We start from the raw sequence: 22918 nt of genomic DNA, 5'->3' as shown, positions 1-22918 counted from the left end.
TCAGGCCACGAGGCCGTAGCGGCCGGGGCCGACCTGGACGTAGCGGGGTTCGCGCCAACCGGGCGGCGCCGGGGCGGTCGAGGTGTAGCGGTGGCCGGTCGGGGTGATGGTCTCGACCTGTTGTCGATCCCGTCGATGCCCGACCACGTGTTGTCGCCACCCGGGTGCCTGTTTCGCGTGGTTGCAGGCCTCACACAGGCCCTGCCCGTTGCCGGTGGAAGTTTCACCGCCGTGATCGGCGGGGTGGATGTGGTCGTTGTGCCGGATCGGGGCATCGCAGTACGGCGACGCGCAGATCCCCGCACCCCGGATGGCCAGGAACTCCCCCATCGCCCGCGAATGCAGACGCTGTTTGCTACTCATCGCGACCAACCGGCCCAGACGATTGCGGTACAGGCACCGGAACCAGGCGATCACCCCAGCATCGGCCGCACCTGCGATCAGGTGCCGGGCGACCTCGGCCGGGATCACCTCGGCAGCGACACCGTCGGCAGAAGCCTCGGCCGGTGCATGCCCACCAGCGAGGGTCTCGTCCGACATCGTGATGTTCACCGTGACCGGCACCGCTGGCGCCGACTCGGGGGTGCCGGTGTCGGGGACACCGGTGACCCGAGCCAGGAGCAGGTCCGACATCAACTGCCCCAGGGACCGCGGGTCACCAGCGGCGCGTGCTGCCTCGGCGTCCTTACGCAACGACGCGTAGGCAGCGACCGCTTGGGCCACCGGCATCAGTCCACTGAGGTAGGCCATCGCGTCCGGCGCCGGGCGCACAGTGACATTGCGATCAGCCTCAGCCTGACGGGCACGCTTCACCACGGCAGCGGGGTCGAGCTCGGCAACCAGGCGCTTCACCCTGCCGACCAACTCCCGGGTCCCCACACCTTCCAGTCCGGCGGGGTCGGCGCAGATTTCCTCGTCGACGAACATCCGGTGCTCGACCTCAAGACACGCGGTCTCCCGGGCGATCAACATCGCCCGGAACTCACTCAGCCGCCCGCCACGCAGACGAGCCAACGTGTGCGGCATCTCGGTGCGCAGCACCTTCGCCAGACCCAGCAGCACCTGCCCCCGGTGGGGCGACTCGCGCCGGGCCAACGCGATCTCCGCCGCCACCCCACGACCCCGCCGAGCTACCGGCACACCCACCGCCGCCTGCACAGAACGCCGCGCCGCGTCGTACGCCACCGCCGCCTCGGCCTGCACCGCACACGCAGCCGACTTCAGATCCTCCAACGCAGCAATCAGGTCGATCAGCTTCGCCGGGTCCTTCGGACAGGCAGCACCCCGCAACCGGTCGACGAAAGCGTCGACCTCTGCTTGCGTGAGTTCGGGGGCCACCATGGATTCACTTTACTCGAACACTTGTTCGAAGACAAGATCGAATGCAGCACCAGTAACTCTTCAGAAGAAGATCGTCGATCATGCCTTGCCTGCTTGGCCGCGACTCGAACCAGACGTCACAGACCACGAACTCGCGCAGCGCGAGGCGCACGACCGCCTCGCGCGTCACCGCTGGTTGCCACCCCGTCCGTGATCGAGAAGCCCGCAGGTCCTCCAGCGTCGGACCCAACGGATGTCGCGACGGACCTACCGGATGCGTGTTTGATGACATGTTCCGGACGTTAGAAATCCACGCCGACACCCGGGTGCCGCGTTCCCCTCACCTTTGGACGACCACTGCCCGAAGCACTCCCTGTGGACGGAACATGGACATAGGAGGGAGCGCGCGGTCAGCCCGACCACTTGCCGAGCGACACGTACCCGCGAACCACGTCGCCCTGCTGTCGAAAGCCCACACAGAGCGGCCGACGATCCACCAGCGAGTGCGCAGAGCACTCCTCCGCAGGCAGCCGATCGAGGATGGACTCGGCCGTCTCGTCGGCCGACCCCACGACATCGAACTCGCGATAGCAGTTGCCCGAGCCGCAGCCCTCAGACTCGTTGTCGATGGAGAGCCCGGCGGGCAGATCAGGCAGGTCGTTCCGCGACGGGACCGACGCCTCGACGTACAGCGTCAGGTTCAGGAGGCCGACGACGATCACCGCCCCCACCAACACACCGACGACACCAACGACCGCGAGAACGACCCGCTTCACCTCCGCAGGACCTTCTCCATCGCCTTGCCCTTCGCCAGCTCGTCGACCAACTTGTCGAGGTAGCGGATCTTCTGCATCAACGGGTCCTCGATGTCCTGGACCTTGATCCCGCACACCACACCGGTGATCAACGACGCGGCAGGGTTCAGCCGAGCGGCAGCGAAGAAGTCCTCGAAAGACGTCTCAGCAGCCAGGTGCGCCTGCAACTCCGCCTCGTCGAAACCGGTCAGCCACTCGATCACCTGGTGCAGTTCGGCGACGGTACGGCCCTTCTTCTCCACCTTGGTGACGTAGTGGGGATGGACCGACGCGAAGCTGATCGTGAAGATCCTGTGCATCCACAGGAGGCTAGCGCTTCGCGCAACAGCACCTCGGCGCCGTACGGTGTGCACCGTGAAGGCTCTGCTGCTCGAAAACATCCACCCCGCCGCCGTTGAGGTCCTCCAGGCCCGCGGCTACCAGGTGGAGGTGCAGTCCGGGGCCATGTCGGAGGACGAACTGCTCGCCGCGCTGGTCGACGTCGACCTGCTGGGCATCCGCTCCAACACGACCGTCACGACTCGCGTGCTCAAGGAAGCCCAGGGGCTCCGGGCCATCGGTTGCTTCTGCATCGGCACCTCCCAGGTCGACCTGGTGACGGCCGCCGAGCTCGGCATCGGCGTTTTCAACGCGCCGTACTCCAATACGCGCAGCGTCGTGGAGCTCGTCATCGGCGAGATCATCGCCCTGGCCCGCCGCCTGCCCGAGAAGATCCAGCGGATGCACGACGGCCAGTGGGACAAGTCGGCCCGTGGCAGCCACGAGGTCCGCGGCCGCACGATCGGCATCGTCGGGTACGGCAACATCGGTACCCAGCTCTCGACCGTGGCCGAAGCGCTCGGGATGAGCGTCGTCTTCTACGACAACGCCGACCGCCCGGCCCATGGCAACGCCCGCCGCGTCCGGACGCTGAACGAACTGCTCCAGGTCGCCGACGTCGTCAGCCTTCACGTCGACGGACGCCCCGGAAACGCCGGCTTCTTCGGCGCCGACGAGTTCGCCGCCATGAAGCCGCGTGCCCTGTTCATCAACGCCTCGCGCGGCATGGTCGTGGACTACGACTCCCTGCGCGACCACCTCCAGTCCGGCCACATCGCCGGTGCGGCCGTCGACGTCTTCCCCACTGAACCGAAGGCCCAGGGCGACCCGTTCGACTCCGTGTTGCGCGGCCTCGACAACGTGATCCTGACGCCGCACATCGGCGGCTCCACGCAGGAGGCGCAGGAGGAGATCGGCTGGTTCGTCGCCGAGAAGCTCAGCAAGTTCGCGCTCGAGGGCAGCACCGCACTGTCGGTCAACCTGCCCCTGGTCCAGCCTCCGGCGCTCACCGCCGGCCACCGCCTCGGCTTCCTGCACCACAACGTCGCCGGCGTGCTCGCCGAGCTGAACGCGGCGTTCGCCGCCGCTGGCGCCAACGTCATCGACCAGCACCTCTCGACCAGGGACCATCTCGGGTACGTCGTCAGCGACACCTCGGAGCCACTGTCGGCCGAGACGCTGGAGATCCTCAGCCGCTCCGAGCACTGCGTGTGGGCACGCACCTGGTAGCTCCGGGCATCAGCCCTGCTGCACCGGTTGGCGAAGGATCGTTCGCAACTTCGCCGGCTCCACCCGCCGCGGATCGCTCAGGTAGATCTCGTGGTGCTTGCCCGTCATCGCGTACCCGGCCCCGGGGATGAACTCGTCGTGCATCGCGGCGAGGACCGGAGCCTCGTCGTCGTACGACCCGACATGGAGGGTCTGCACGCACGTCCCCTCCTTCAGCGTCTCCAGCCGCACCTTGTCCAGCGCGTCCGGGTTGCCCTTGCGGCGCACCTTCCCCACCGCGGCGTCGAACAACTCAGCGGTGATCCATTCGGGTGTCAGGATCATCGCGGTCCAGTCCCACTGCGACTTGTCCCGCACTGAGGTGAACGACGCCATGTCGTCTGCCCACCACAAGGCCTCGAGCGGCATCACGACGTAGTCCTTGTCGAGGTCCACCTTGCTGGCGAACTTGAGCGTGTAGGCGACGGGGTACAGGGCCGCGATCGCGTCGGCGTACTCCGGCGATGTGTTCGGGTCTCCGTGGCCGTCCACCATCAGGTACTGCAGCGCCGGGACATCGACGACGCGAAACTGTCCGGCCCGCGCCCGGTACGCATCGAGCTCCCGCTTCAGGTCGAGCTTCATGTCGGACCCCCGGATAACCATTGGCATGTGACAGCGACTCGGACGCACACTAGCCAACTGTGCCGCGGCGACCTGGCCGCACACGACAACCCCGTTCCGACGCACTCAAAGGTGGTGACACATGACTGACATCGACGCAATCGACCTCCTCACGGAGGCTCCGAAGCCTGCCCTTCGACTCCTGGCTGACGCCATCGACCGCGAGTTCAAGCGGCGCGACCCGGTCCTGCCCACCCCTTACGAGTACGCCGCCAGGGCGCTCGGCGTCGACACCACCGAGCTGATCGTGCTCAGCGAGATGCCGGCGCCGCCGATCGCGCACTCCGTCGGCCACTGGCTGCACAACGCACAGTCGCGGTGGACCCTCGACCACGTCGGCGCCCTCCCGAGCCGCCCGGCCATCACGGAGACCGTGCCGGCCGCCGGTGGGGACGTGCAGGCCTTCTCTGCAGCGATGGTCGTGCTGCCGGCTGGGACCCTGGCCGCCGTGCCCGTCGTGATCCGGATTGCCCCGGACCGCTACGGGCCCGACGTGGAGCTGATGGGACGCGCCCAGGACAGTGGGCTGCTGCCCGACCTCTTCGAGGGATTCCTGCGGACCTGCCGCACCACCGAGTCGCCGTACCGCCGCGGTGCCTACCGGGTCAGCTCGAACAACGCAGGACTGGTGCTCCAGCGGTGGACCACTCCCCCGGCGTCGCGCGACCTGCTGAAGCTGGACGACTCCGTCTGGCACACCGTCGACCGCCGCGTTCATCGCGTCCTCGAACTCGCCGACGACTTGAAGGCACGCGGACTCGGCACCAGCACGGGCCTGCTCCTGGTGGGTCCGCCGGGCACCGGAAAGACCCAGCTCGGCACGGTCGTGGCCAGCGAACTCCTCGGTACGACGTCCGTGCTGGTCCCCGGCACCTACGTCACCGAGCACTACCTGACCGAGCTGTTCGACCTCGCCGCCGACCTGTCACCCTGCCTCATCCTGATGGACGACCTCGACCTGATCGCCGGCGAGCGCGGGCAGACCAACCCGCACCGGCTGCGGGAATTCCTCAACGTCATGGACGGCGGACTGGCCGACCGCACGGGCGTTGTGGTGATCGCCTCGACCAACGACCACCGCAAGATCGACAAGGCGGCCCGACGTTCCTCGCGCTTCGACACCATCATCCGGATGGAGGCGCCCAACCTCGACGGACGTCGGGCAATCCTCGAGCGCTACCTCGTCTGGTGCGACACCGCACTGGACCTGGACGCCGTCGCCCGGGCGACCGACGGTGCGACCGGCGCCGACCTCAAGGAACTCGTGCGCGCGGCCGTGCTCGAGACCGCGGACGACGTGACGACCTCAGCGCTCCTCACGCAGGCAGCGTCGGGGCCGTGGCGCACGTCTGCTCCGGCGGCGGGCCACTACCTCTGAGACCTAGCCCTTCAGGGAACGATCGATCTCGGCGATCAGGCTGACGCGTGCCTTGCCGGCCGCTTCCTGGCCACGGACCTGATTCAACTCGGCGGGAGTGAGGCCAGCGAGCAGGGGACGGATCTTGGCGATGCTCAGGTCGGCGAGGTTCGGAATCGGGTCCTGCTGCACCAGCGCGAGCTTGGGCTCCTTCACTGCCTGGGCCTGCGTCTTGGCCACCGGTTTGGGCTTGACCGTCGGAAGCTTGACCCTGACCGCCGGAACCTTGATGGCAGCCTTGACCTTCGCGGACTTCCCGCCCGTCTTGCCAGCCTTCTTGCCCTTGGACTTCTTGCCGTTCTCCTTGGGCTTGCCCGTGACCTTGCCCTTGAGCTTCTTGGCCGTGGCCTTCACCGGAGCGGTGGCGGACGTGAGACCTGCCTCGATGTTCTTGCGGGTCTCGACACTGACCGTCTCCACGACCTCGAGCAGCGCATGGGTGTACGCCTTGCTGGTGCTCACCAGTTGATCGATCAGCTTGTCAGCCTCGGCACGGGTCAGCGATCCTCGCGTGACGAGGTCGTCGATGACCTCCTGCAACCGGGTCATCTGAATGGTGACGCTGTGCTCGAGCGCGCCGCGAAGCGCCTTGAGATTCTTGGCACCGGGGATCAGGTCCGAGTTCTTCTTCGCCATGGGGAGAGCCTCCTGGGTTCGATTGCTCCGCAGCGTAGACCCGTCGGCGTGAGACGCGCGAGGTCAGTCGTACGCCGCCTCGACCTCCCAGACGCCCCTGCCCTCCGGCGCCGCCGAGCTCCACTTCAACAACCACGCGCGCCCGTCGACCCCGACGACCTGGAAACGGGCAGCCCGCCCACCGGCGGCCACACCCAGCCACCAGGACTCGTCCACCGGCCAGGGGCCAGCCCAGGACGCCACGGGCATCCGCGGAAAGGCGCGTCGACCCGAGGACGGGCCGATCCGGAACTGCCACGGCTCGCCGGTCACCACGCCCCGACCGGTCACCGCGACCAGCACTCCGGCTTCGTCGACCACCTCGGCCTCGAGCGGCTCGGCGAACACCCGGGTCGGCGCCGGTCCGGGGATCCGTCCCGGCCACGGCCGGTCCACCGGTCGCAACCCGGTCGCCCGCTCTCCCCACGGCACCATCGCCTGGCGGTCGGCCGCACCGCGGCCGCCCTGGAGGACGGGGACCCGGACGGCGTCGTACCCGACCATGGCCTGGACGCGCGCGACCCCGCGGACAACCTGGTCATCGGCGCCACCACCCCACAGGCCGTCGGCGTGGTCACCGGCCGGTTCGACGACCTCGGGCAGGAAGCGCACCAACATGACCGGCGCGCTGATCGCCTCTCCGAGGGACTTGCGACTGCGCAGGCCAGAACTGGCCATCCCGGCCTGGAGTTGCCAGTGCACCCGGTCGACGAGATCGCGTGAAGTGAAGCAGCGCGGGTGCAGCCAGGTCCGGGCGGACACGGCGACGCCGACCGACCCGACCGGTTCGAACTCCGCTTCGATCCGCACCCCCGTCGCCACGAGTTGCCGGCTCGCCAATCCGGCAATGAACCGCTCGGCCGTCGTCCGGGCGCTGAAGGTGACCGCCTCTGCCGAATCGAGCGGCGGCTCGAAGGAGATCTCGCACGCCAGTTCGGGCGGCGGGGTGCGTGAGGCAAGCCGGACGACTTCGACCCCCTGCACCCGACGCCAGACCTCCACGCCGTAGACGCCGAAGCGGTTGCTGATCTCGCCGGCGGCGAGCGCCGCGAAGTCACCCAGCAGCACCAGTCCCAGTCGACGCAACAGATCGGCGAGCTCGGCACCTTCGGGACCGTCGTCGGCCAGCACCGTCACCGGCTGGCCCCGAAGGAACGCCGCCGACTCACCCGGCGGGACAGCGACACAGTCCTGGGGTGTGGCCAGTCGGGCCGCGCGTTCAGCGGTGTAGAGATCATCGGCGACCCCGAACCGGCAGTCCCACACCCCCACGCCCACCAGGTGCTCGGCCAGCAGCGCCGCAGCCGCCTGCTCGCCCCCCACCCCGGACCGGGCGAAGTAACGCCCCGGCGCCGGCACGGCCAGCAGCCCCGGACGGATCGGCGCGACTCCCGGTCGTACCTCCTCCACGGCGACCAGCACCGGCTCGAACCAGCGGGCGTCCCGGTCCGGATTGGCTGCGAGGAGCACCACGTCGGGGCACCGCGCCTGGGCATCCCGTCGCCGCTGACCGCGTCGTACTCCTTCTGCGCGAGCGGCGGCGTTGCAGACGACCACCTTGTTGTTCGCGAGTACGACGGCCGGTGCATGGGTCTCGACCGGCTCGACCGACGGGGACTTCCCGTCGGCGAGCTCGAGCATCCCGGCCGTCACCGACCAGTCGGGGCACCAGACCACCATGGTCCGCATCAGGCCGACCCCATCAGGACAGCACCACCGCAGAGCGCGCGGAGACACCTGCCCCGCGGCGCGCGACGATCTCGACCCGGCGTTCACGTAGTCGGCCGCGACCCTGACCGATGCCTTCCCAGGTGGTGTTCTCGGACGAGAGCCGCGCCTCACAGCGTGGCCAGTCCCCCTGGACCACCAGCACCCCGGAACGAGCCCGGAGCCGGGCGTCGAGGATCGAGGCGGACTTGGCATCGACCACACCCGTCGGGCGCAGCACGACCACCTTCAGCACGTCGACGAGCGCGGCGGTGACCTCCAGCCAGTGCTCGCCGGGCGAGGGCACCAGCACGGTGCGGGTCAACGCGATCCCGTGCTGGTGCGCGGCCTCGACCCCGAAGTCGTCCCAGCCGGCAAACCCGACCCATTCACCGGCCTGTGAGGCCCCTGCGGCCAGTGCCATCCCGAGGGTGGCGGAGTCGACGCCGTAGACCCCACCCGTGCGCAACTGCACCAGCCCGTCGAACATCGCCAGGGTCGGGACCGTCAGTCGCGTCGGAGCGCCCTGCAGCGCCTGGATCCGCCCACGCAACTGCTCGATCTGCGCAAGTGGGTCGGCTTCGAGCGGGCGGGCGGTCACTCACCCATGATCGAACATGTGTTCGAACATGGCAAGTGGAGGCGAGCTCAGGTCGCCCGCGCCCAGACCGAGGAGAGCTGGTTCTCGTGCTGCTCGATCAGCCGGGAGGCCGCCTCGCCGAGAGCGGCGGACAGCGTCTCCTCCGGAACCGCCGGGACGGTGCCGGGCGCGATCAGCACGGTCCAGTGGAACAGGCCGACCGCCTCGATCCGCACCAGCCCCCCGCTGGACTCCCCCACCGCGTGGATCCGGGCGCGCGCCTCGCGCCGCTCCTCCTGCCGAGGCGTCTGCGGCGTGCCCTCACCCCGCACGGTCCGACCCAGTTGCTCGCTCTTGAACCGGTAGTACTCCTTGGTCCGGGCGACCCAGAGCAACCGGGCGGCCAGGACGAGCTTCGCCGCGACCCGCTCGTCCGTCGACCGGGCGTAGTAACCCGGAGCGAACCAGACGTCCACCTTGCGGCGTCCCGTCAGCCGGGCGAAGGTCGTTTCATCCGGCGTGGCGACATCCACCACCATCGTGTCGAGATGTTCCTGCATCGTCACCATGTCAGACCTCCGGCTGTCCGAAGCCACCACGAACATTGCCCGGACCCAGGTCAGCCAGTGACGGACGCGGGAGCACGAAGCCGTGCACGGTGTCCTCGCTGTACGTGTGGTCCGAGGTGTAGCCGCCGTAGTACGGGTAACGCGGCCGCGGCTCTCCATCGGACCCGCTCGGCGAGGAGTAGCCGCTGATCGTGTCGGAGAGGCGGTAGAGCTGGTCCCGGATGAACGCCTCGTCCTCGATCCACTGGATCTTCATGTCGGAGATGCCCTCGCGCAGCGACTGGCAGATCTCGGCCGGGCTGTCGCCCTTGATGTCCAGTTCCTTCTTGGGCTCGGGCGGGTTGCCCACCACAGCACCGGTGACCGTCAACGCCGATCCGGCCAGGGTCCAGTACAGGACCGCCGACGAGCCGCCGGTGAACGGCACCGCTGCGACAGCGACGATGGCCCCGATGATGCCCAGCGCCATCACGGCGTCGGCCGAGTCCTTGCCTCCGTCGTAGTCATCGAGGGCCGAGTTGCACTCGTCGATGATGTTGCTGACATCCAGTCGCGCCTGCTTCCACATCTCCGCGGCGGCCAGGAGTGCCGACTTGAGGCTCGCCACCGCATGGAACTCATGGTGTGCAACGGCAGCGAACTTCGGCAGGTAGTTGGACTTGAAGTTGTCTGCGGCGACACCGTTCCAGTCGACCAGGTAGTTCTCCATGCTGGGCAGCCGTGAGAAGTTCGGCTGCGGCGGGTACTGGACGCCGTTGCCGAGGTCGACCTGGCCGATGGGTCCGGCCAACTGCACCAACGCGGGTTCCAGGCCCTCGGCAGCGCTGATCAGCGACGCCGGGTCGGGAAGATCGGCAAGGTCCGCGAACATCTCATCGAGGTCGGCGAACCACGAGGCGATCTCGTCGCGGTACTCATTGGTGTAGCTGGAGAGCTGCTGGAGCTTCTCCTCATCCGTCCACTTGTACTCGTCGTAGTTGCCGTAGTTGTAGGCCTGCATCGCCTGGTACTCGATCTCCAGCTCGATGAAGCGCTCCTTCAACGACTTGCCCTCGGAGACGATGTCGCCGTAGTTGTCACTCATCGTAGGGAATCTCCTGCTTGCGCTTGTTCAGCTCCTGCTTGACCGCATCGTCGGTGGCAGTGAAGTCCGCGATGCACAAGCGCATGGCCGCCGCGGAATCCTTCAGGTTGGTGTGGTTCGTGTTCAGGACGTCGTTGATCTGACCCTTGAGCGCTTCGAAGGCGTCGTTGAACCCCGTTGCACCCAGACCGATCGAGGCGGGTCGGGTCAGCGCGTAGCTCGCCTCGGTGAGCGCCACCGTGAGGGAGGCGTTGAAGTGGGACGAAGCAATCAGATCCAGGGTCTGCTCCGCGAACCACAGGTCGTGGAGATCGACCGCGAGTTCTTCAGGGGTCGGCATCAGTTGTCCTTTCCCGGCAGGGCCGGCAGTTGAAGTGAAGCGGTGTATTCGGCACGCGACGTGGCGGGACCCGAACCCGATCCGGACCGGGTCAGGTCGTAGGTGCGGGTCAACGAGAGGGTGGTCGGCGCGCCCACCTTCGCCGGTACGGCGATGGTCGCGGCGTAGCCGTCAGCAGGCAGGTCCGAGGAGGCCAGCACCTGGGCCGCACCCAGGTCGCCTCGCTGCGCCTCGACGGTGAAGCGTCCGGAGTCGTTCCCGTTGCTCCACTGGAAGCCGGAGGGTTGCAGGGTGAGGTCGAGGACCAGCCAGCCCTCGCCCTCGGAGGCCCAGCCCAGGTCCGCGACGTACGGCGTCGGGGTGGCCGCGCTGGTCGTGCAGTCGATGGCGTAGCGCAGGGTCGCCCCCGTCTCCCGTGCGTCCGGGCAGTCGGTGGGCAACGTCGCGATGTCGTAGAGGCCGGCGGCCGCGCCCTGTTCGACGACGGCGTCGGCAAGATCGAGGGTCTGGACCTGGCCGTCGTAGGCGATCTCGGCCACGACGTCGGCAAGGTCCTCGGGAACCAGCACCCAGGCGCCTTCGCCCGAACTCTTCTGGGTGTCCACCGTCAGTGCATCCAGGACATCGTCGCCCGAACGCACGCGAACGGTGCCCTTCTGGGGCGTGGTGCCGTGGAGGATCGGTCCGAACGCCGGCGCCGTACCGGACTGCGCCCAGCCCAGCCCGACGTAGGCCTGGCCCTCGGGTGCCTCGTGCTCCGCGTCGTCCCCCGCGTCCTCAGCCGGGACGACGTCGCGCGGCTCGGTGATCGTGAAGGTGAAGACGCCGCTGGGCAGCACCACCTCGACTTCGGTGCCGCTCAGGTCCACCGTTCCGGCGACCGCGACGACATCGTCGCTGGACCCCTCACCCTCCGTACTGCAACCGGCAGCACCGACGACGGTCAGTACGACCAGGAACACGAGCAAGCGATTCACAACAACGACCCTTTCCGAGAAGCTCGGAAAGGACCCTTCCACGCGGCGCGGGGACCAAACCCCCCACCCCAAAGCGACGACCAGGACTTGCCCTAGGTGCGCTTGCGCTTCTCCCGGGCCTGCACCTTCATCTCGATCGGCGTTCCGACGAAGCCGAACTCCTCGCGCAACCGGCGCTCGATGAAGCGCAGGTAGCCCGCGTCGAGCTGGCCAGAGGTGAACAGCTTGAAGGTCGGCGGCGCGGACTGCACCTGGCTGCCGAACAGGATGCGCGGCTGCTTGCCGCCACGCACCGGGTGCGGGTGCTCGGCGACGATCCGGCCGAGGAACGCGTTGAACGCTCCGGTGGTGATCCGGGTCTCCCAGCCCTCGATGGCCTTCTCCAGCGCCGGCACCAGACGGTCGATGTGCCACCCCGTCAGCGCGGTGAGGTTGATCCGCGGTGCCCACAGCACCTGGACCAGGTCGCGCTCGATCTCGCGGTCGAGGAAGTAGCGACGCTCGGCGTCGACCTTGTCCCACTTGTTGAAGGCGATCACGAGCGCCTTGCCGGCCTCGCGCACCTCCTGGAGGATCCGCATGTCCTGCTCGGCGACCGATTCACTGCCGTCGAGGACCAGCACGCAGACCTCGGCCCGCTCAATCGCCGTCGAGGTGCGCAGCCAGGCGTAGTACTCGTGGCCCGAGGCCTCCTTGACGCGCTTGCGGATGCCGGCAGTGTCGATGAAGCGCCAGGACTTGCCGCCCATGTCCACGATCTCGTCAACGGGGTCGACGGTCGTGCCGGCGACGTTGTCGACGACGGAGCGCTCCTCCCCTGCAAGCTTGTTCAGCAGCGAGGACTTGCCGACGTTCGGGCGACCCACGATCGCGATCCGGCGTGGCCCGCCGATCACCGCGTCGCCGGCTTCCGGCGCGGGAGGAAGCACGTCGAGTACGGCGTCCAGCAGGTCGCCCGAACCACGACCGTGCAGCGCCGAAACCATGTGCGGCTCGCCGAGGCCGAGGTTCCACAGACCGAACGCCTGGGCCTCCGCCCGCTCGTCATCGACCTTGTTGGCCACCAGGACGACCTTCTTGTCGGCTCGGCGGAGCACGCGCACCACGGCCTCGTCAGCGTCGGTGATGCCGATCGTCGCGTCGACGACGAACAGCACGGCGTCCGCGAGGCCGACGGCGATCTCGGCCTGCGCGCGGATCCGCTCGGCCATGCCGCGGGCGTCGGGGTCCCAGCCACCGGTGTCGACGAGCGTGAACGCTCGGCCATTCCACTCGGCGTCGTAGGACACCCGGTCACGGGTCACCCCGGGGATGTCCTGCACGACCGCCTCGCGGCGGCCGATGATCCGGTTGACCAGCGTGGACTTGCCGACGTTCGGCCGGCCGACGACGGCGAGAACGGGGACGGTGCCCACCGATGGGGCAGCCTCGCCCGTCAGTTCACCCTCAGGCGTCAGGTCGTCTTCACTCATCACGGTCTCCTTGCGGGAGCGGACCGGGCAAGGTCCGCCCTGTTTCGTCGAGGGCATCGGCGAGCCCGCTGCGCATGTGCGCACGCAGAGCGGCCGACGTCAGACGTACATGGTCTCGCGTCCGGGGCCAAGGCACAGCATCGACGACCATCGGCTTTCCCACGACGATGTCGATCCGAGTGCCCTTCGCGGGCAGCGAGCCGCTGGAACCACCCGGTTCCCGGGTCCCCAGGAACGTCAGGGGTACGACGGGAGCGCCCGTGACGAGCGCGAGGTACGCCGCCCCGGAGTGGAAGTGCGCGTCGAATTTGCCGGTCCCACGGGTGCCTTCGGGGAAGACACCGACGGTGTGCCCACTCCGCAACACGTTGATCGCGGTCCGGATGGCGGCCGGGTCGTAGTTGAAGCGGTCCAGCCTGATCTGGCCGGCGCGGCGCAGGAACCCGCCGAGGGGTCCCTTGAACATCTCCCGTTTCGTCAGTGCATGCACCGGCCGGGGCGCGAAGATCGACATCAGCGGACCGTCGATCAGGCCCACGTGGTTGCCCGCCACGACCACCGGCCCCGTGGCGGGGAAGCGCTCGGGGTGGTGCACGCGGACGTCGTACCGACGGCGGATCAGCCAGGCCGACGCGGGCCTGGCCCGCACCAGCAGCCAGCGCGGCGGAGTCTGGGCGACGTCGCTGTTCAAACTCGCTCCATCACCAGCCCCACCACCAGGTCGACGACCTCGTCGAGCGTCAGGTCGGTGGAGTCGACGTGGATGGCGCCGTCGGCCATGGTCAGCGGGGCAACTGCCCGGCCGGAGTCGATCTTGTCGCGCGCGAGCAGCGACTCCTGGGTCGCAGCGACGTCGGCCCCGCCCGCTTCGAGGGCACGTCGGGCGGCCCGCGCGGCCGGGTCGGCGGTGAGATAGATCTTGACCTCGGCCTCGGGCCAGACGACCGATCCGATGTCGCGTCCTTCGACGACGATGCCGCCTGCGCCGACGATCTCGCGCTGCAAGTCGACCAGGCGCGCGCGCACCTCCGGGACGGTGCTGACCGGCGAGACAGCGCCGTTGACCGCGTCGCTGCGGATCTCGACCGACACGTCGACACCGTCGATCGTGATGGTCGGGTCGAGCGGGTCGGTGCCGGACACGAGGACCGGCGTCAGCGCTGCTGCCGCCACGGCGACTGCATCGTGGACGTCCACGCCGTTGTCGAGCATCCACCAGGTGATGGCGCGGTACTGGGCGCCGGTGTCGAGGTAGCGCAGGCCGAGGCGGTCGGCAACGGCCCGGCAGGTGCTGGACTTCCCCGAACCCGAGGTGCCGTCAACCGCGACAACCACGGTCTGGTTGGCGGCAAGGTCTGCATCAATGGGGACGTTCACGGCCCGCAGACTACCGGTGAGTCGTCCACCCATTCGACTCCAGAGCGACCCTCAACTCCTCTGCGCGGGTCTCGATGACGTCGAGTTCCACCAGTCCCACCGGGCGACCGGGGTCGTGGTCGATCCGGACGTCCTCGATGTTGACCCCGCTCGCGCCCGCGTCGGCGAAGAGCCGGGCGAGCTCGCCCGGGTGGTCGGGAACCGCGACCCGAACCGCTTCCATGGGTTGCGGTGCGGCGCCGTGCTTGCCCGGAATTGCGCGCGTTCCCGCCTGGCCGTAGGCCAGCAGCGACTCGAGTCCGACCCGGTCCTTGCCGGCGACTGCTTCCAGCACCAGGTCGAGGCGCTCGCGCACCTCACCGAGCAGTGCAGCCACCGCTTCCGCGTTGCCGCCGATGATCTGGCTGTACAGGCGTGGGTCGCCGCCGGCGACGCGGGTGACATCGCGCACACCGGTGCCGGAGAGGGCCAGATGAGCCGGTGTCGCGCCGGCCAGGGTGCCGGCAACGAGGGCCGCCATCAGGTGCGGGACGTGCGACGTACGGGCCACCGCCCGATCGTGCTCTCCTGGCGGCAGGTGCACCGGAACGGCCCCACACACCCTCACGAGCGCCTCGACGACGTGGACGGCGGCCGGCGTCGCGTCCGGACCCGGCGTGATCGCCCACGGGCGCCCGTCGAACATGGCCGCGCTCGCTGACAACGGCCCGGAGTGTTCGGTGCCCGCCATCGGGTGGCTGCCGACGTAGCGGCTGACGGCGGGATGGCTCGCGACGGCGTCGAGCGGCGCCCCCTTCACGCTGCCGACATCGGTGACGAACGTCTCGGGCCCGGCAGCGTCGAGCGTCTGCCGAATCGCAGCACCCAGGGCGTCCGGCGGTACGGCGACCACGACCAGTTGCGGGACATCGACCGCCTCGCGGGGACGCCCGGCACCCAGCCCCGACGCGGTGCGGACGTGGTCGGGGGCGGCATCGGTCAGCAGCACCTCGAGTCCCGCACGGCGACAGGCCAGCGCGATCGAGGTGCCGATCAGGCCGGTGCCGATGATCTCGACCGGCCCGGTCAGGGCGGACGCACCCATCACAGACCAACCAGGTCGAGGAGCTCTCCGAGCTCGTCGTCGCTGAGTTCTCGGGTCGTGCCGCTCGCCAGGGTGCCGAGCTCGATCGGCCCGAACTTGGTCCGGCTGAGCTGCCGCACGGGGTGTCCGACCTGGTCGAGCAGGCGACGCACGATCCGGTTGCGCCCCTCGTGGATCACCAGTTCGATGATGGAACGGTCCGCGGTCGCGCCGAGGATCCGGGCTCGTCGCACCTCCACGGGACCGTCGTCGAGGGTCACACCGGCCAGCAGGTCGGCGACCGTGTTCTTCGAGATCCGCCCGGTCACCTCTGCGACATAGGTCTTCTCCACCTCGAACGACGGATGCGCCATCCGGTGGGCGAAATCGCCGTCATTGGTCAACATCAGCAAGCCGGACGTGTCCGTGTCGAGCCGACCGACGTGGAACAGCCGCAGGGCAGGGTCAGCAGCGAGGATCTCGCTGAGCACGTCGGTGAGCGTCGTACGGCCCTGCGGGTCCGACATCGTCGAGACGACGCCACGCGGCTTGTTCAGGACGAGGTACATCTGGTCGGACACGGGAGGCAGCCGCCTGCCCGACACCTTGATCACCGCGGTGCGCGGGTCGACCTTGGTGCCGAGGCGGGTGACGACCTCGCCATCGACCTCGACCTCACCATCGAGCATCAGTTCCTCGCACTTGCGGCGCGAGGCGACCCCGGACGTGGCGAGCAACTTCTGCAGGCGGATCAGGCCGTCCTCGTCGACTGCGATGTCACGCGCCATCGGGATCCACCTCCACAGGCTCGGGCTCCACCGGCTGCGGCGCACCCTGCGCCGAGGCCAGCTCCTCCTCCATCTCGGAGAGGTCAGGCAGGTGCGGGGCCAGATCGGGGAGTTCGTCGATCGAGACGATGCCGATCCGCTCCAGGAAGTACGACGTCGTGCGGTACAGCGTCGCGCCGTGCTCGCCGTCCTGGCCGGCCTCCTCGACCAGCCCGCGGCTGATCAGGGTTCGCATCACGCCGTCCACGTTCACGCCACGCACCGCCGAGACGCGGGCGCGCGACACGGGCTGCTGGTAGGCCACGACCGCGAGGGTCTCCAGCGCCGCCTGCGTCAGGCGGGCCTGCTGGCCCTCGAGCACGAAGCCCTCGACGACCTGCGCGAACTCCTCGCGCGTGTAGAACCGCCAGCCACCCGCGACATTGCGCAGCTCGAAGCCACGACCCTGGTCGTCGTACTCGGTAGCGAGGGCGGTCAGTGCGGCGGCGACCTCAGGAGCCGGGTAGCTCACTGCGGTGGCGAGGGTCAGCTCGTCCAGCGGCTGGTCGGCCACCATGAGCACGGCCTCCAGCGCGGGGCGCAGCGCCGCGAACGGCACGGGCAGTGCTTCTTCGACCTGGTCAGTCATCAGTCTTCTCCTCGGGGCCCTGATCGTCCGGGGCCTGCTCTTCGGGTGGAATCACGCCGTCGAACTCGTCGGTGATCACGTCATCCACGTCGACTGTTTCGTCGCCGGTCCAGCGCACCGTGAGCTCGCCCAGGGGTGTCATCTGGTCGAACGCGACGACACCTTCACGGAACAACTCCAGCAACGACAGGAACCGGGCCACCGTGGTGAGGGTGTCGGGCGAATCGCCGCACAGAGCGCGGAAGGTCATCGTTCCACTGCGCCGCAGCCGGTCCATGACGACCGCAGCCTGTTCGCGAACGCTGACCGTCGGAGCGTGGATGTGCTGCAGGTTCAGTTGCAGTTCGGGCCGCGGCTGCATCGCTTTCGCCGCGAGGGCGGCGAACTGGTCGAGGCCGATCCCGATCAACACTTCGGGCAGCAGGCTCGCGAACCGGTCCTCCATGCCGACGGCGCGGGGATAGCGGCGCGACTCCTCCAGCAACCGGCTCCCCATCAACGCAGCCACCTGCTTGTAGGCCCGGTACTGCAACAACCGGGCGAACAGCAGGTCGCGGGCCTCGAGCAGCGCGAGGTCCTCCTCGTCCTCGACGTCGCCCTGCGGAAGCAGGCGCGCCGCCTTGAGATCGAGGAGGGTGGCGGCAACGAGCAGGAAGGAGGTGGTCTCCTCCAGGTCGCCGTCGTCGGGCAGTCGCTTGATGTGCGCGATGAACTCGACGGTGACCTCGGCCAGCGCGATCTCGGTGACGTCGAGCTTGTGCTTCGAGATCAGGCTGAGCAGCAGGTCGAACGGTCCCTCGAAGTTCGACAGGCGAAGTTCGAACCCTCCGCCCGTCTCGCTCATCTCGGGCGACTCTGCCTCACTCACACCTGCATCATGACTCACGCAGGCGCCTGACCAGCGCGGAGTCCTCTCCCCCGGACTCGAGCTCGGCCAGGACCAGGTGCAGGGCCTCGCGGACGATCCGCCCACGATCCACGGCCAGGCCGTGGTCGCCGCGAAGCGTCAGTCGGGCCTTCTCGAGGTCCATCAGCTCGGTCGCGGTGACGTAGACGGTGATCTTCTCGTCGTGCCGGACCCGGCCGCTGGGTGCCTTCTGCGGCGCCGTGTCAGTGGTCCCCGTGATCGATTGGGGTGCGTCGGGGACAGCGCGAACCTTGCCGCGTCCAGGTCGTGTGTCCTCCTCGCCGGCAGTCGGACGGAAGAGGTCGTCGGCCGTCGGCAGGCTCACACGTCGAGACACCGCAGCGCCACCTCCTTCGCCAGTTGGCGATAGGCCTCGGCACCTGAGGATGCCGAGGCGTAGGAGGTGATCGGCTCACCGGCGACGGTCGAGTCGGAGAACTTCACGGTACGACGGATGACGGTGTGGAACACCTGGTCACCCCAGGCCGACACCAGGCGCTCGAGGACCTCGCGCCCGTGCAGGGTGCGGCCGTCAAACATCGTGCCGAGTACACCGTCGACCTCGAGGGCCGGGTTGAGGCGCTCCTTGACCTTGTCGATCGTCTGCTTGAGCAACGCGACACCACGCAACGCGAAGTATTCGCACTCCAGCGGCACGATCACGCCGTGCGAAGCCGTGAGTGCGTTGACGGTGAGCAGGCCGAGCGAGGGCTGACAGTCGATGAGGATGACGTCGTACCGCTCCAGGGCAGGGGCCAGCACGCGCTGCAGGGTCTGCTCGCGGGCAACCTCGTGCACCAACTGCACCTCGGCAGCCGACAGGTCGATGTTGGAAGGCAGCAGATCCATGCCCGGGACGCCCGAGGGCACCACGACGTCGTCGATGGTGGTCTGGCGGTCCATCAGCAGGTTGTAGACCGTGTGGTCCATCTCGTGCGGGTTGAGCCCGAGACCCACCGACAGCGAGCCCTGCGGGTCGAAGTCGACGAGCAGCACCTTGCGGCCGAACTCGGCCAGCGCGGCACCCAGGTTGATCGTGGTCGTCGTCTTGCCGACGCCACCCTTCTGGTTGCACATCGCGATCACGCGGGCCGGGCCGTGCTCGGTGACCGGCTTGGGCGTCGGCAGCACCGGCATCATCCGACCAGTGGGGCCGAGCTTGCCCGTGGACTCCATCACCGGGGACACGCGCGTCATCGCGGTCTCCACGGGGAAATCGACGGGGAACTGCAAAGTCGTGGCCTCGACGTCGTCGTTGCCTGTACCGAGCGGGATGTCACTTCCCGACGCCGGGATGCGCGTCCTCGGCGGCATGTCGGGTGCACTGGAACCTCCGTAGAAACCGACCATTGCCCTCACCTTTGTGTCATCTGCGGTTGCGGGCCCCTTCCCCAGGGCCCGGGACTCTGCCAGTCAACAATGTCGACACGGCGACATTGGGGAGACTCGCCGCAGCGAGCGGCGCCAGTCCGCCGCCAGTCAGATCAGCCGGTCGGATCAGCCGGTCAGGCAGTGCGCCTCGAGGGTGCGTACGACGGCCTCGCCGGCCTCGTCGCTGGCAGCAAGGTCGACCTCGGCGACGATCACCCAGTCGTGATTACCCTCCGGGTCGTGCAGCGTCTGCGTGACCTCCCAGCGACCGGCCTGCTTGTCGACGGACAGCAGTGCAGGTCCGCGTGCATCACCGTCGGTGAGGAGGCGCCGGTGCTCACCGAAGTAGGCCTCGAGCGCCTCGTCCCACGCGGCCTCGCTGAAGTCGCCCTCCGCAGCAACCTCCAGGGCCACCAGTCCGGGTACGTCGTCGCGGGCGAACAGCTCGACCCGACGCCACATCGCGTTGCGCACCATCACGTCGAAGACCCGGCCCTGCTGGCTCAGTGGTCGCGGCGGCGGAGGCGGCTCGCCGTGCGCGACCGTCGAGGGGATGTGGTCGGGGTCGTTCAGCGCCTCCCACTCGTCGAGCAGCGAGGAGTCGACCTGGCGGATCGTCTCCCCCAGCCACTCGACCAGCAACTCGAACTCGTCGGTTCGAACCGCGTCGGGGACGCTGTGGCGCAGGGCGCGGTAGGCGTCGGTGAGGTAGCGCAGGATCAGGCCCTCGGAGCGGGCGATCTGGTAGCGGGAGACCAGATCGGTGAAGCCCATCCCCTGTTCCCACATCTCGCGGACGACCGACTTGGGGGCCAGCGCGTCGGGCGGGAGCCAGGGGTGCCGCTCGCGGTAGGTCTCGAAGAGTGGCTCGAGCAACTCGCCGAGCGGCTCGGGCCAGGTGATCTGTTCGACCAGGACCATCCGTTCGTCGTACTCGACACCGTCGGCCTTGAGGGCCGCGATCGCCTCGCCTCGGGCGGCATGGCGCTGCGCGAACAGCAACGGCCGCGGCGCCTCGAGCGTCGACTCCATCACCGAGATGACGTCGAGCATGAAGGTCTCACTGTCCGGGTCGAGGACGTCGAGCACGGCGAGGGCGAAGTGCGACAACGGCTGGTTGAGGGCGAAGTCCTCGGGCAGCGCCTCGGTCAGCACGTAGCGGCGACCGAATCCGTCGACCTCGTCGAGCCGGGTCAGCACCTCGGACGTGACCAGGCTGCGGGCCAGCCGGACGGCGCGCTTGGCCAGGCGCAACTGGGTGCGCCGGTCCTCGTGGTTGTCCATCAGCAGCCGCCGCAGGACGACGAACGCGTCCTCCTCGCGGGAAAGGACGTTGACGAGCATCCCGTTGTCGACCTTCATCTGCGACTTGAGCGGCTCGGGCTTGCCCTCGACCAGGCGGGTGAAGGTCTGTTCGCTCCAAACCACGGTGCCTTCGGGCGGCTTGCGCAACTGCGCCTTGGACTTGCGCTTGGCCTGCTTCTCGACGCTCATCGCAGCGTTCTTCGCAGCGGCCTTGGCCTTGGCCTTCTCGTTCTCGATCACGTGCTCAGGAGCCTGTACGACGACGTAGCCCGCCGTGTCGTACCCGGCTCGCCCTGCCCGGCCGGCGATCTGCAGGAACTCACGCGTCCGCAACACCCGCTGACGGGTGCCGTCGAACTTGGCCAACCCGGTGAAGAGCACCGTGCGGATCGGCACGTTGATGCCGACGCCGAGGGTGTCGGTGCCGCAGATGACGGTGAGCAGACCGGCCTGCGCGAGTTGTTCGACGAGGCGGCGGTAGCGCGGCAGCATCCCCGCGTGGTGGACGCCGATCCCCTGCCGCAGCAACTTGTTGAGGATCTTGCCGAAGCCCGCGGCGAACCGGACACCCGCGATCCGCTCGGCGATCTGCTCCTTGCGGTCCTTGGGCAGCACCGTGTCGAGGCGACCGGGCCCGGCCAGCAGGGAGACGGCATGCTCGACGGCCGCAGCCTGGGTGAAGTGCACGACGTACACCGGTCCCTGGCCTGTGGTGACCAGTTCCTCGAGAGCTTCGCCCATCGGGTCGAGGGACCAACTGAAGTTCAGCGGCACCGGGCGTTCGGCCTCGTCGACGACGGCGGTCTCGCGGCCGTTGCGTCGGGTGATGTCGGCGGCGAGTTCGGTGACGTCACCGAGGGTGGCGGACATGAGCAGGAACTGCGCCCGCGGGAGTTCGATCAGCGGCACCTGCCACGCCCAGCCGCGGCCGGGTTCGCCGTAGAAGTGGAACTCGTCCATCACGACCATGCCGACGTCGGCGGCCTCGCCCTCGCGCAGCGCGATGTTCGCGAGCACCTCCGCGGTGCAGCAGATGATCGGTGCGTCCGCGTTGACGGACACGTCGCCGGTCAGCATCCCGACGTCCGCGGCGCCGAAGATCTCGACCAGGTCGAAGAACTTCTCGCTCACCAGCGCCTTGATCGGCGCGGTGTAGAACGTCACCCGGTCGTCGGCGAGGGCGGCCATGGCGGCACCCATCGCCACGAGCGATTTCCCCGATCCGGTGGGCGTCGCAAGGATGACGTTCTCGCCCGACAGCAGGGAGAGGAGCGCCTCCTCCTGGTGCGGGTAGAGCGTCAGGCCCTGCCCTTCGGCGTACGCAAGGATCCGGTCGTACGCCGCATCGGTGCCGCCTGCGACACCTGGGGACTCAGCCATGCCGGGCCCGGGGGTGCGCCGTCGCGAAGACTTCACGCAGGTTGTCGACGGTGACCAGCGTGTAGACCTGCGTCGTGGTCACCGACGCGTGGCCGAGGAGCTCCTGGACGACACGTACGTCGGCACCGCCGTCGAGCAGATGGGTCGCGAACGAGTGGCGCAGCGTGTGCGGCGAGACGTCGCGGGTGACGCCGGCCCGCTCGGCGGCCTTCACCAACACCGTCCACGCCGACTGGCGTGACAGGCGCCCGCCGCGGGAGTTGAGGAAGAGCGCCGCGTTCGAGGCAGACGAGACCAGGTCCGGTCGCCCCCGAACGAGGTAGTTGTCCATCGCCACTCGCGCATAGGAGCCGATCGGGACCAACCGTTCCTTGCCGCCCTTGCCGCGCAGCAGGAGTGCGTCGGTCTCACCCCCGCTGATGTCGTCGACATCCAGGCCCACGGCCTCCGATATCCGGGCCCCGGTGCCGTAGAGCAGTTCGAGCAGCGCCCGGTCCCGCAACGCCAGCGGGGTGTCCGGTGCCCCGGCCGCTTCGAGGATCGCCTCGACGTCGGAGAGCGACAGCGCCTTGGGCAGGCGTTTTGCGGGCGTCGGCGGTTTCACCGCTGCTGCCGGGTCGAGGGTGGCCAACCCGTCGGCCACGGCGAACTTGTGGAAGCCGCGCACCGCGACGACGGTGCGCGCGGCAGACGACGCGCTCAGAGGCGGGTGATCGGCGCTGCCTTCACGCAGCCGGATGAGGAACTCCGACACGGTCGACTCCGAGATCTGGTCCAGCTGGTCGATCCCCGCACCTGCCAGGTGCTCGCGGTAACGCCGCAGGTCGCGGCGATAGGAGGTCAGCGTGTTGAGCGCCAGACCCTTCTCGACCGTGAGGTGGTCCAGATAGGTGCGGACCGCCCGGTCCACCGCATCCGCCGCACTCACCCGG

General features: G+C 68.7%; 24 protein-coding genes. 2 read left to right on the top strand and 22 right to left on the bottom strand.

Annotated features, from left to right (window positions below; translation table 11 throughout):
• The 3 genes from HRC28_RS14310 to HRC28_RS14300 form a co-directional block, all read right to left on the bottom strand.
• Complete coding sequence (locus HRC28_RS14310; protein WP_182376168.1) at positions 1-1341, bottom strand: DUF222 domain-containing protein; 1341 nt, start codon at positions 1339-1341, stop codon at positions 1-3.
• A gap of 389 nt (positions 1342-1730) precedes the next feature.
• The gene (locus HRC28_RS14305; protein WP_182376167.1) at positions 1731-2096 is read right to left on the bottom strand and encodes a hypothetical protein; all 366 of its coding nucleotides are present in this window, start codon (positions 2094-2096) and stop codon (positions 1731-1733) included.
• The gene (locus HRC28_RS14300) at positions 2093-2434 is read right to left on the bottom strand and encodes a DUF2200 domain-containing protein (RefSeq protein WP_182376166.1); all 342 of its coding nucleotides are present in this window, start codon (positions 2432-2434) and stop codon (positions 2093-2095) included. The genes HRC28_RS14305 and HRC28_RS14300 overlap by 4 nt, the downstream gene beginning before the upstream one ends.
• 55 nt (positions 2435-2489) lie before the next feature.
• Here HRC28_RS14300 and serA point away from each other — a divergent pair, with 55 nt between their 5' ends.
• Entirely contained in the window at positions 2490-3683 is a 1194-nt protein-coding gene (serA, locus tag HRC28_RS14295) for a phosphoglycerate dehydrogenase (RefSeq protein WP_182376165.1), read from the top strand.
• A gap of 9 nt (positions 3684-3692) precedes the next feature.
• On the opposite strand, the gene HRC28_RS14290 is transcribed toward serA, so the two are convergent.
• Positions 3693-4307: a GyrI-like domain-containing protein gene (locus HRC28_RS14290; RefSeq protein WP_182376164.1), complete on the bottom strand. Its 615-nt coding sequence runs from the start codon at positions 4305-4307 to the stop codon at positions 3693-3695.
• Between the two features lie 121 nt (positions 4308-4428).
• Here HRC28_RS14290 and HRC28_RS14285 point away from each other — a divergent pair, with 121 nt between their 5' ends.
• Positions 4429-5724, top strand: a complete 1296-nt coding sequence (locus HRC28_RS14285; RefSeq protein WP_182376163.1) for an ATP-binding protein — start codon at positions 4429-4431, stop codon at positions 5722-5724.
• Positions 5725-5727: 3 nt separating this feature from the next.
• Here the strand turns inward: HRC28_RS14285 and HRC28_RS14280 are convergent, their stop codons facing one another.
• The 18 genes from HRC28_RS14280 to xerD all read right to left on the bottom strand — a co-directional run bounded on the left by HRC28_RS14280 (position 5728) and on the right by xerD (position 22914).
• Positions 5728-6399 carry a hypothetical protein gene (locus HRC28_RS14280; RefSeq protein ID WP_182376162.1) on the bottom strand — a complete coding sequence of 224 codons (672 nt, stop codon included), beginning with the start codon at positions 6397-6399 and terminating at the stop codon, positions 5728-5730.
• A 63-nt stretch (positions 6400-6462) separates the two neighbouring features.
• Entirely contained in the window at positions 6463-8127 is a 1665-nt protein-coding gene (locus HRC28_RS14275) for a DNA polymerase Y family protein (protein WP_182376161.1), read from the bottom strand.
• 13 nt (positions 8128-8140) lie between these two features.
• Complete coding sequence (locus HRC28_RS14270) at positions 8141-8746, bottom strand: hypothetical protein (protein ID WP_182376160.1); 606 nt, start codon at positions 8744-8746, stop codon at positions 8141-8143.
• A 47-nt stretch (positions 8747-8793) separates the two neighbouring features.
• Positions 8794-9294 (bottom strand): hypothetical protein, encoded by a 501-nt coding sequence (locus HRC28_RS14265; RefSeq protein ID WP_182376159.1) that lies wholly within the window; start codon positions 9292-9294, stop codon positions 8794-8796.
• 1 nt (position 9295) lies between these two features.
• Complete coding sequence (locus tag HRC28_RS14260) at positions 9296-10378, bottom strand: hypothetical protein (protein ID WP_182376158.1); 1083 nt, start codon at positions 10376-10378, stop codon at positions 9296-9298.
• Positions 10371-10718 (bottom strand): hypothetical protein, encoded by a 348-nt coding sequence (locus tag HRC28_RS14255; RefSeq protein WP_182376157.1) that lies wholly within the window; start codon positions 10716-10718, stop codon positions 10371-10373. Before HRC28_RS14255 ends, HRC28_RS14260 begins: the two co-directional genes overlap by 8 nt.
• Positions 10718-11695 carry a hypothetical protein gene (locus HRC28_RS14250; RefSeq protein ID WP_182376156.1) on the bottom strand — a complete coding sequence of 326 codons (978 nt, stop codon included), beginning with the start codon at positions 11693-11695 and terminating at the stop codon, positions 10718-10720. Before HRC28_RS14250 ends, HRC28_RS14255 begins: the two co-directional genes overlap by 1 nt.
• A 92-nt stretch (positions 11696-11787) precedes the next feature.
• Positions 11788-13167 carry a ribosome biogenesis GTPase Der gene (gene der / locus HRC28_RS14245; RefSeq protein WP_182376155.1) on the bottom strand — a complete coding sequence of 460 codons (1380 nt, stop codon included), beginning with the start codon at positions 13165-13167 and terminating at the stop codon, positions 11788-11790.
• Positions 13160-13858, bottom strand: coding sequence for a lysophospholipid acyltransferase family protein (locus tag HRC28_RS14240; protein ID WP_182376154.1), 699 nt, complete (start codon positions 13856-13858; stop codon positions 13160-13162). Before HRC28_RS14240 ends, der begins: the two co-directional genes overlap by 8 nt.
• Positions 13855-14544, bottom strand: a complete 690-nt coding sequence (cmk, locus tag HRC28_RS14235; protein WP_237111492.1) for a (d)CMP kinase — start codon at positions 14542-14544, stop codon at positions 13855-13857. The genes HRC28_RS14240 and cmk overlap by 4 nt, the downstream gene beginning before the upstream one ends.
• A 10-nt stretch (positions 14545-14554) precedes the next feature.
• Positions 14555-15628: a prephenate dehydrogenase gene (locus tag HRC28_RS14230; protein ID WP_182376152.1), complete on the bottom strand. Its 1074-nt coding sequence runs from the start codon at positions 15626-15628 to the stop codon at positions 14555-14557.
• Entirely contained in the window at positions 15628-16395 is a 768-nt protein-coding gene (locus HRC28_RS14225; protein ID WP_182376151.1) for a pseudouridine synthase, read from the bottom strand. Before HRC28_RS14225 ends, HRC28_RS14230 begins: the two co-directional genes overlap by 1 nt.
• Positions 16385-17023 carry an SMC-Scp complex subunit ScpB gene (gene scpB, locus HRC28_RS14220; RefSeq protein ID WP_182376150.1) on the bottom strand — a complete coding sequence of 213 codons (639 nt, stop codon included), beginning with the start codon at positions 17021-17023 and terminating at the stop codon, positions 16385-16387. The genes HRC28_RS14225 and scpB overlap by 11 nt, the downstream gene beginning before the upstream one ends.
• Positions 17016-17867, bottom strand: a complete 852-nt coding sequence (locus tag HRC28_RS14215) for a segregation/condensation protein A (RefSeq protein WP_182380656.1) — start codon at positions 17865-17867, stop codon at positions 17016-17018. The genes scpB and HRC28_RS14215 overlap by 8 nt, the downstream gene beginning before the upstream one ends.
• Positions 17868-17898: 31 nt before the next feature.
• Positions 17899-18267, bottom strand: coding sequence for a hypothetical protein (locus HRC28_RS14210; protein ID WP_182376149.1), 369 nt, complete (start codon positions 18265-18267; stop codon positions 17899-17901).
• Positions 18252-19127 carry a ParA family protein gene (locus HRC28_RS14205; protein ID WP_237111856.1) on the bottom strand — a complete coding sequence of 292 codons (876 nt, stop codon included), beginning with the start codon at positions 19125-19127 and terminating at the stop codon, positions 18252-18254. The genes HRC28_RS14210 and HRC28_RS14205 overlap by 16 nt, the downstream gene beginning before the upstream one ends.
• A 300-nt stretch (positions 19128-19427) precedes the next feature.
• Entirely contained in the window at positions 19428-21986 is a 2559-nt protein-coding gene (locus HRC28_RS14200) for a DEAD/DEAH box helicase (RefSeq protein ID WP_182376148.1), read from the bottom strand.
• Positions 21979-22914 carry a site-specific tyrosine recombinase XerD gene (gene xerD / locus HRC28_RS14195; RefSeq protein WP_182376147.1) on the bottom strand — a complete coding sequence of 312 codons (936 nt, stop codon included), beginning with the start codon at positions 22912-22914 and terminating at the stop codon, positions 21979-21981. The genes HRC28_RS14200 and xerD overlap by 8 nt, the downstream gene beginning before the upstream one ends.
• Between the last annotated feature and the right edge of the window lie 4 nt (positions 22915-22918).

This window comes from Nocardioides sp. WS12, assembly GCF_014108865.1.
Lineage (GTDB): Bacteria > Actinomycetota > Actinomycetes > Propionibacteriales > Nocardioidaceae > Nocardioides.
This window is presented reverse-complemented; position numbering and strand designations above follow the sequence as displayed.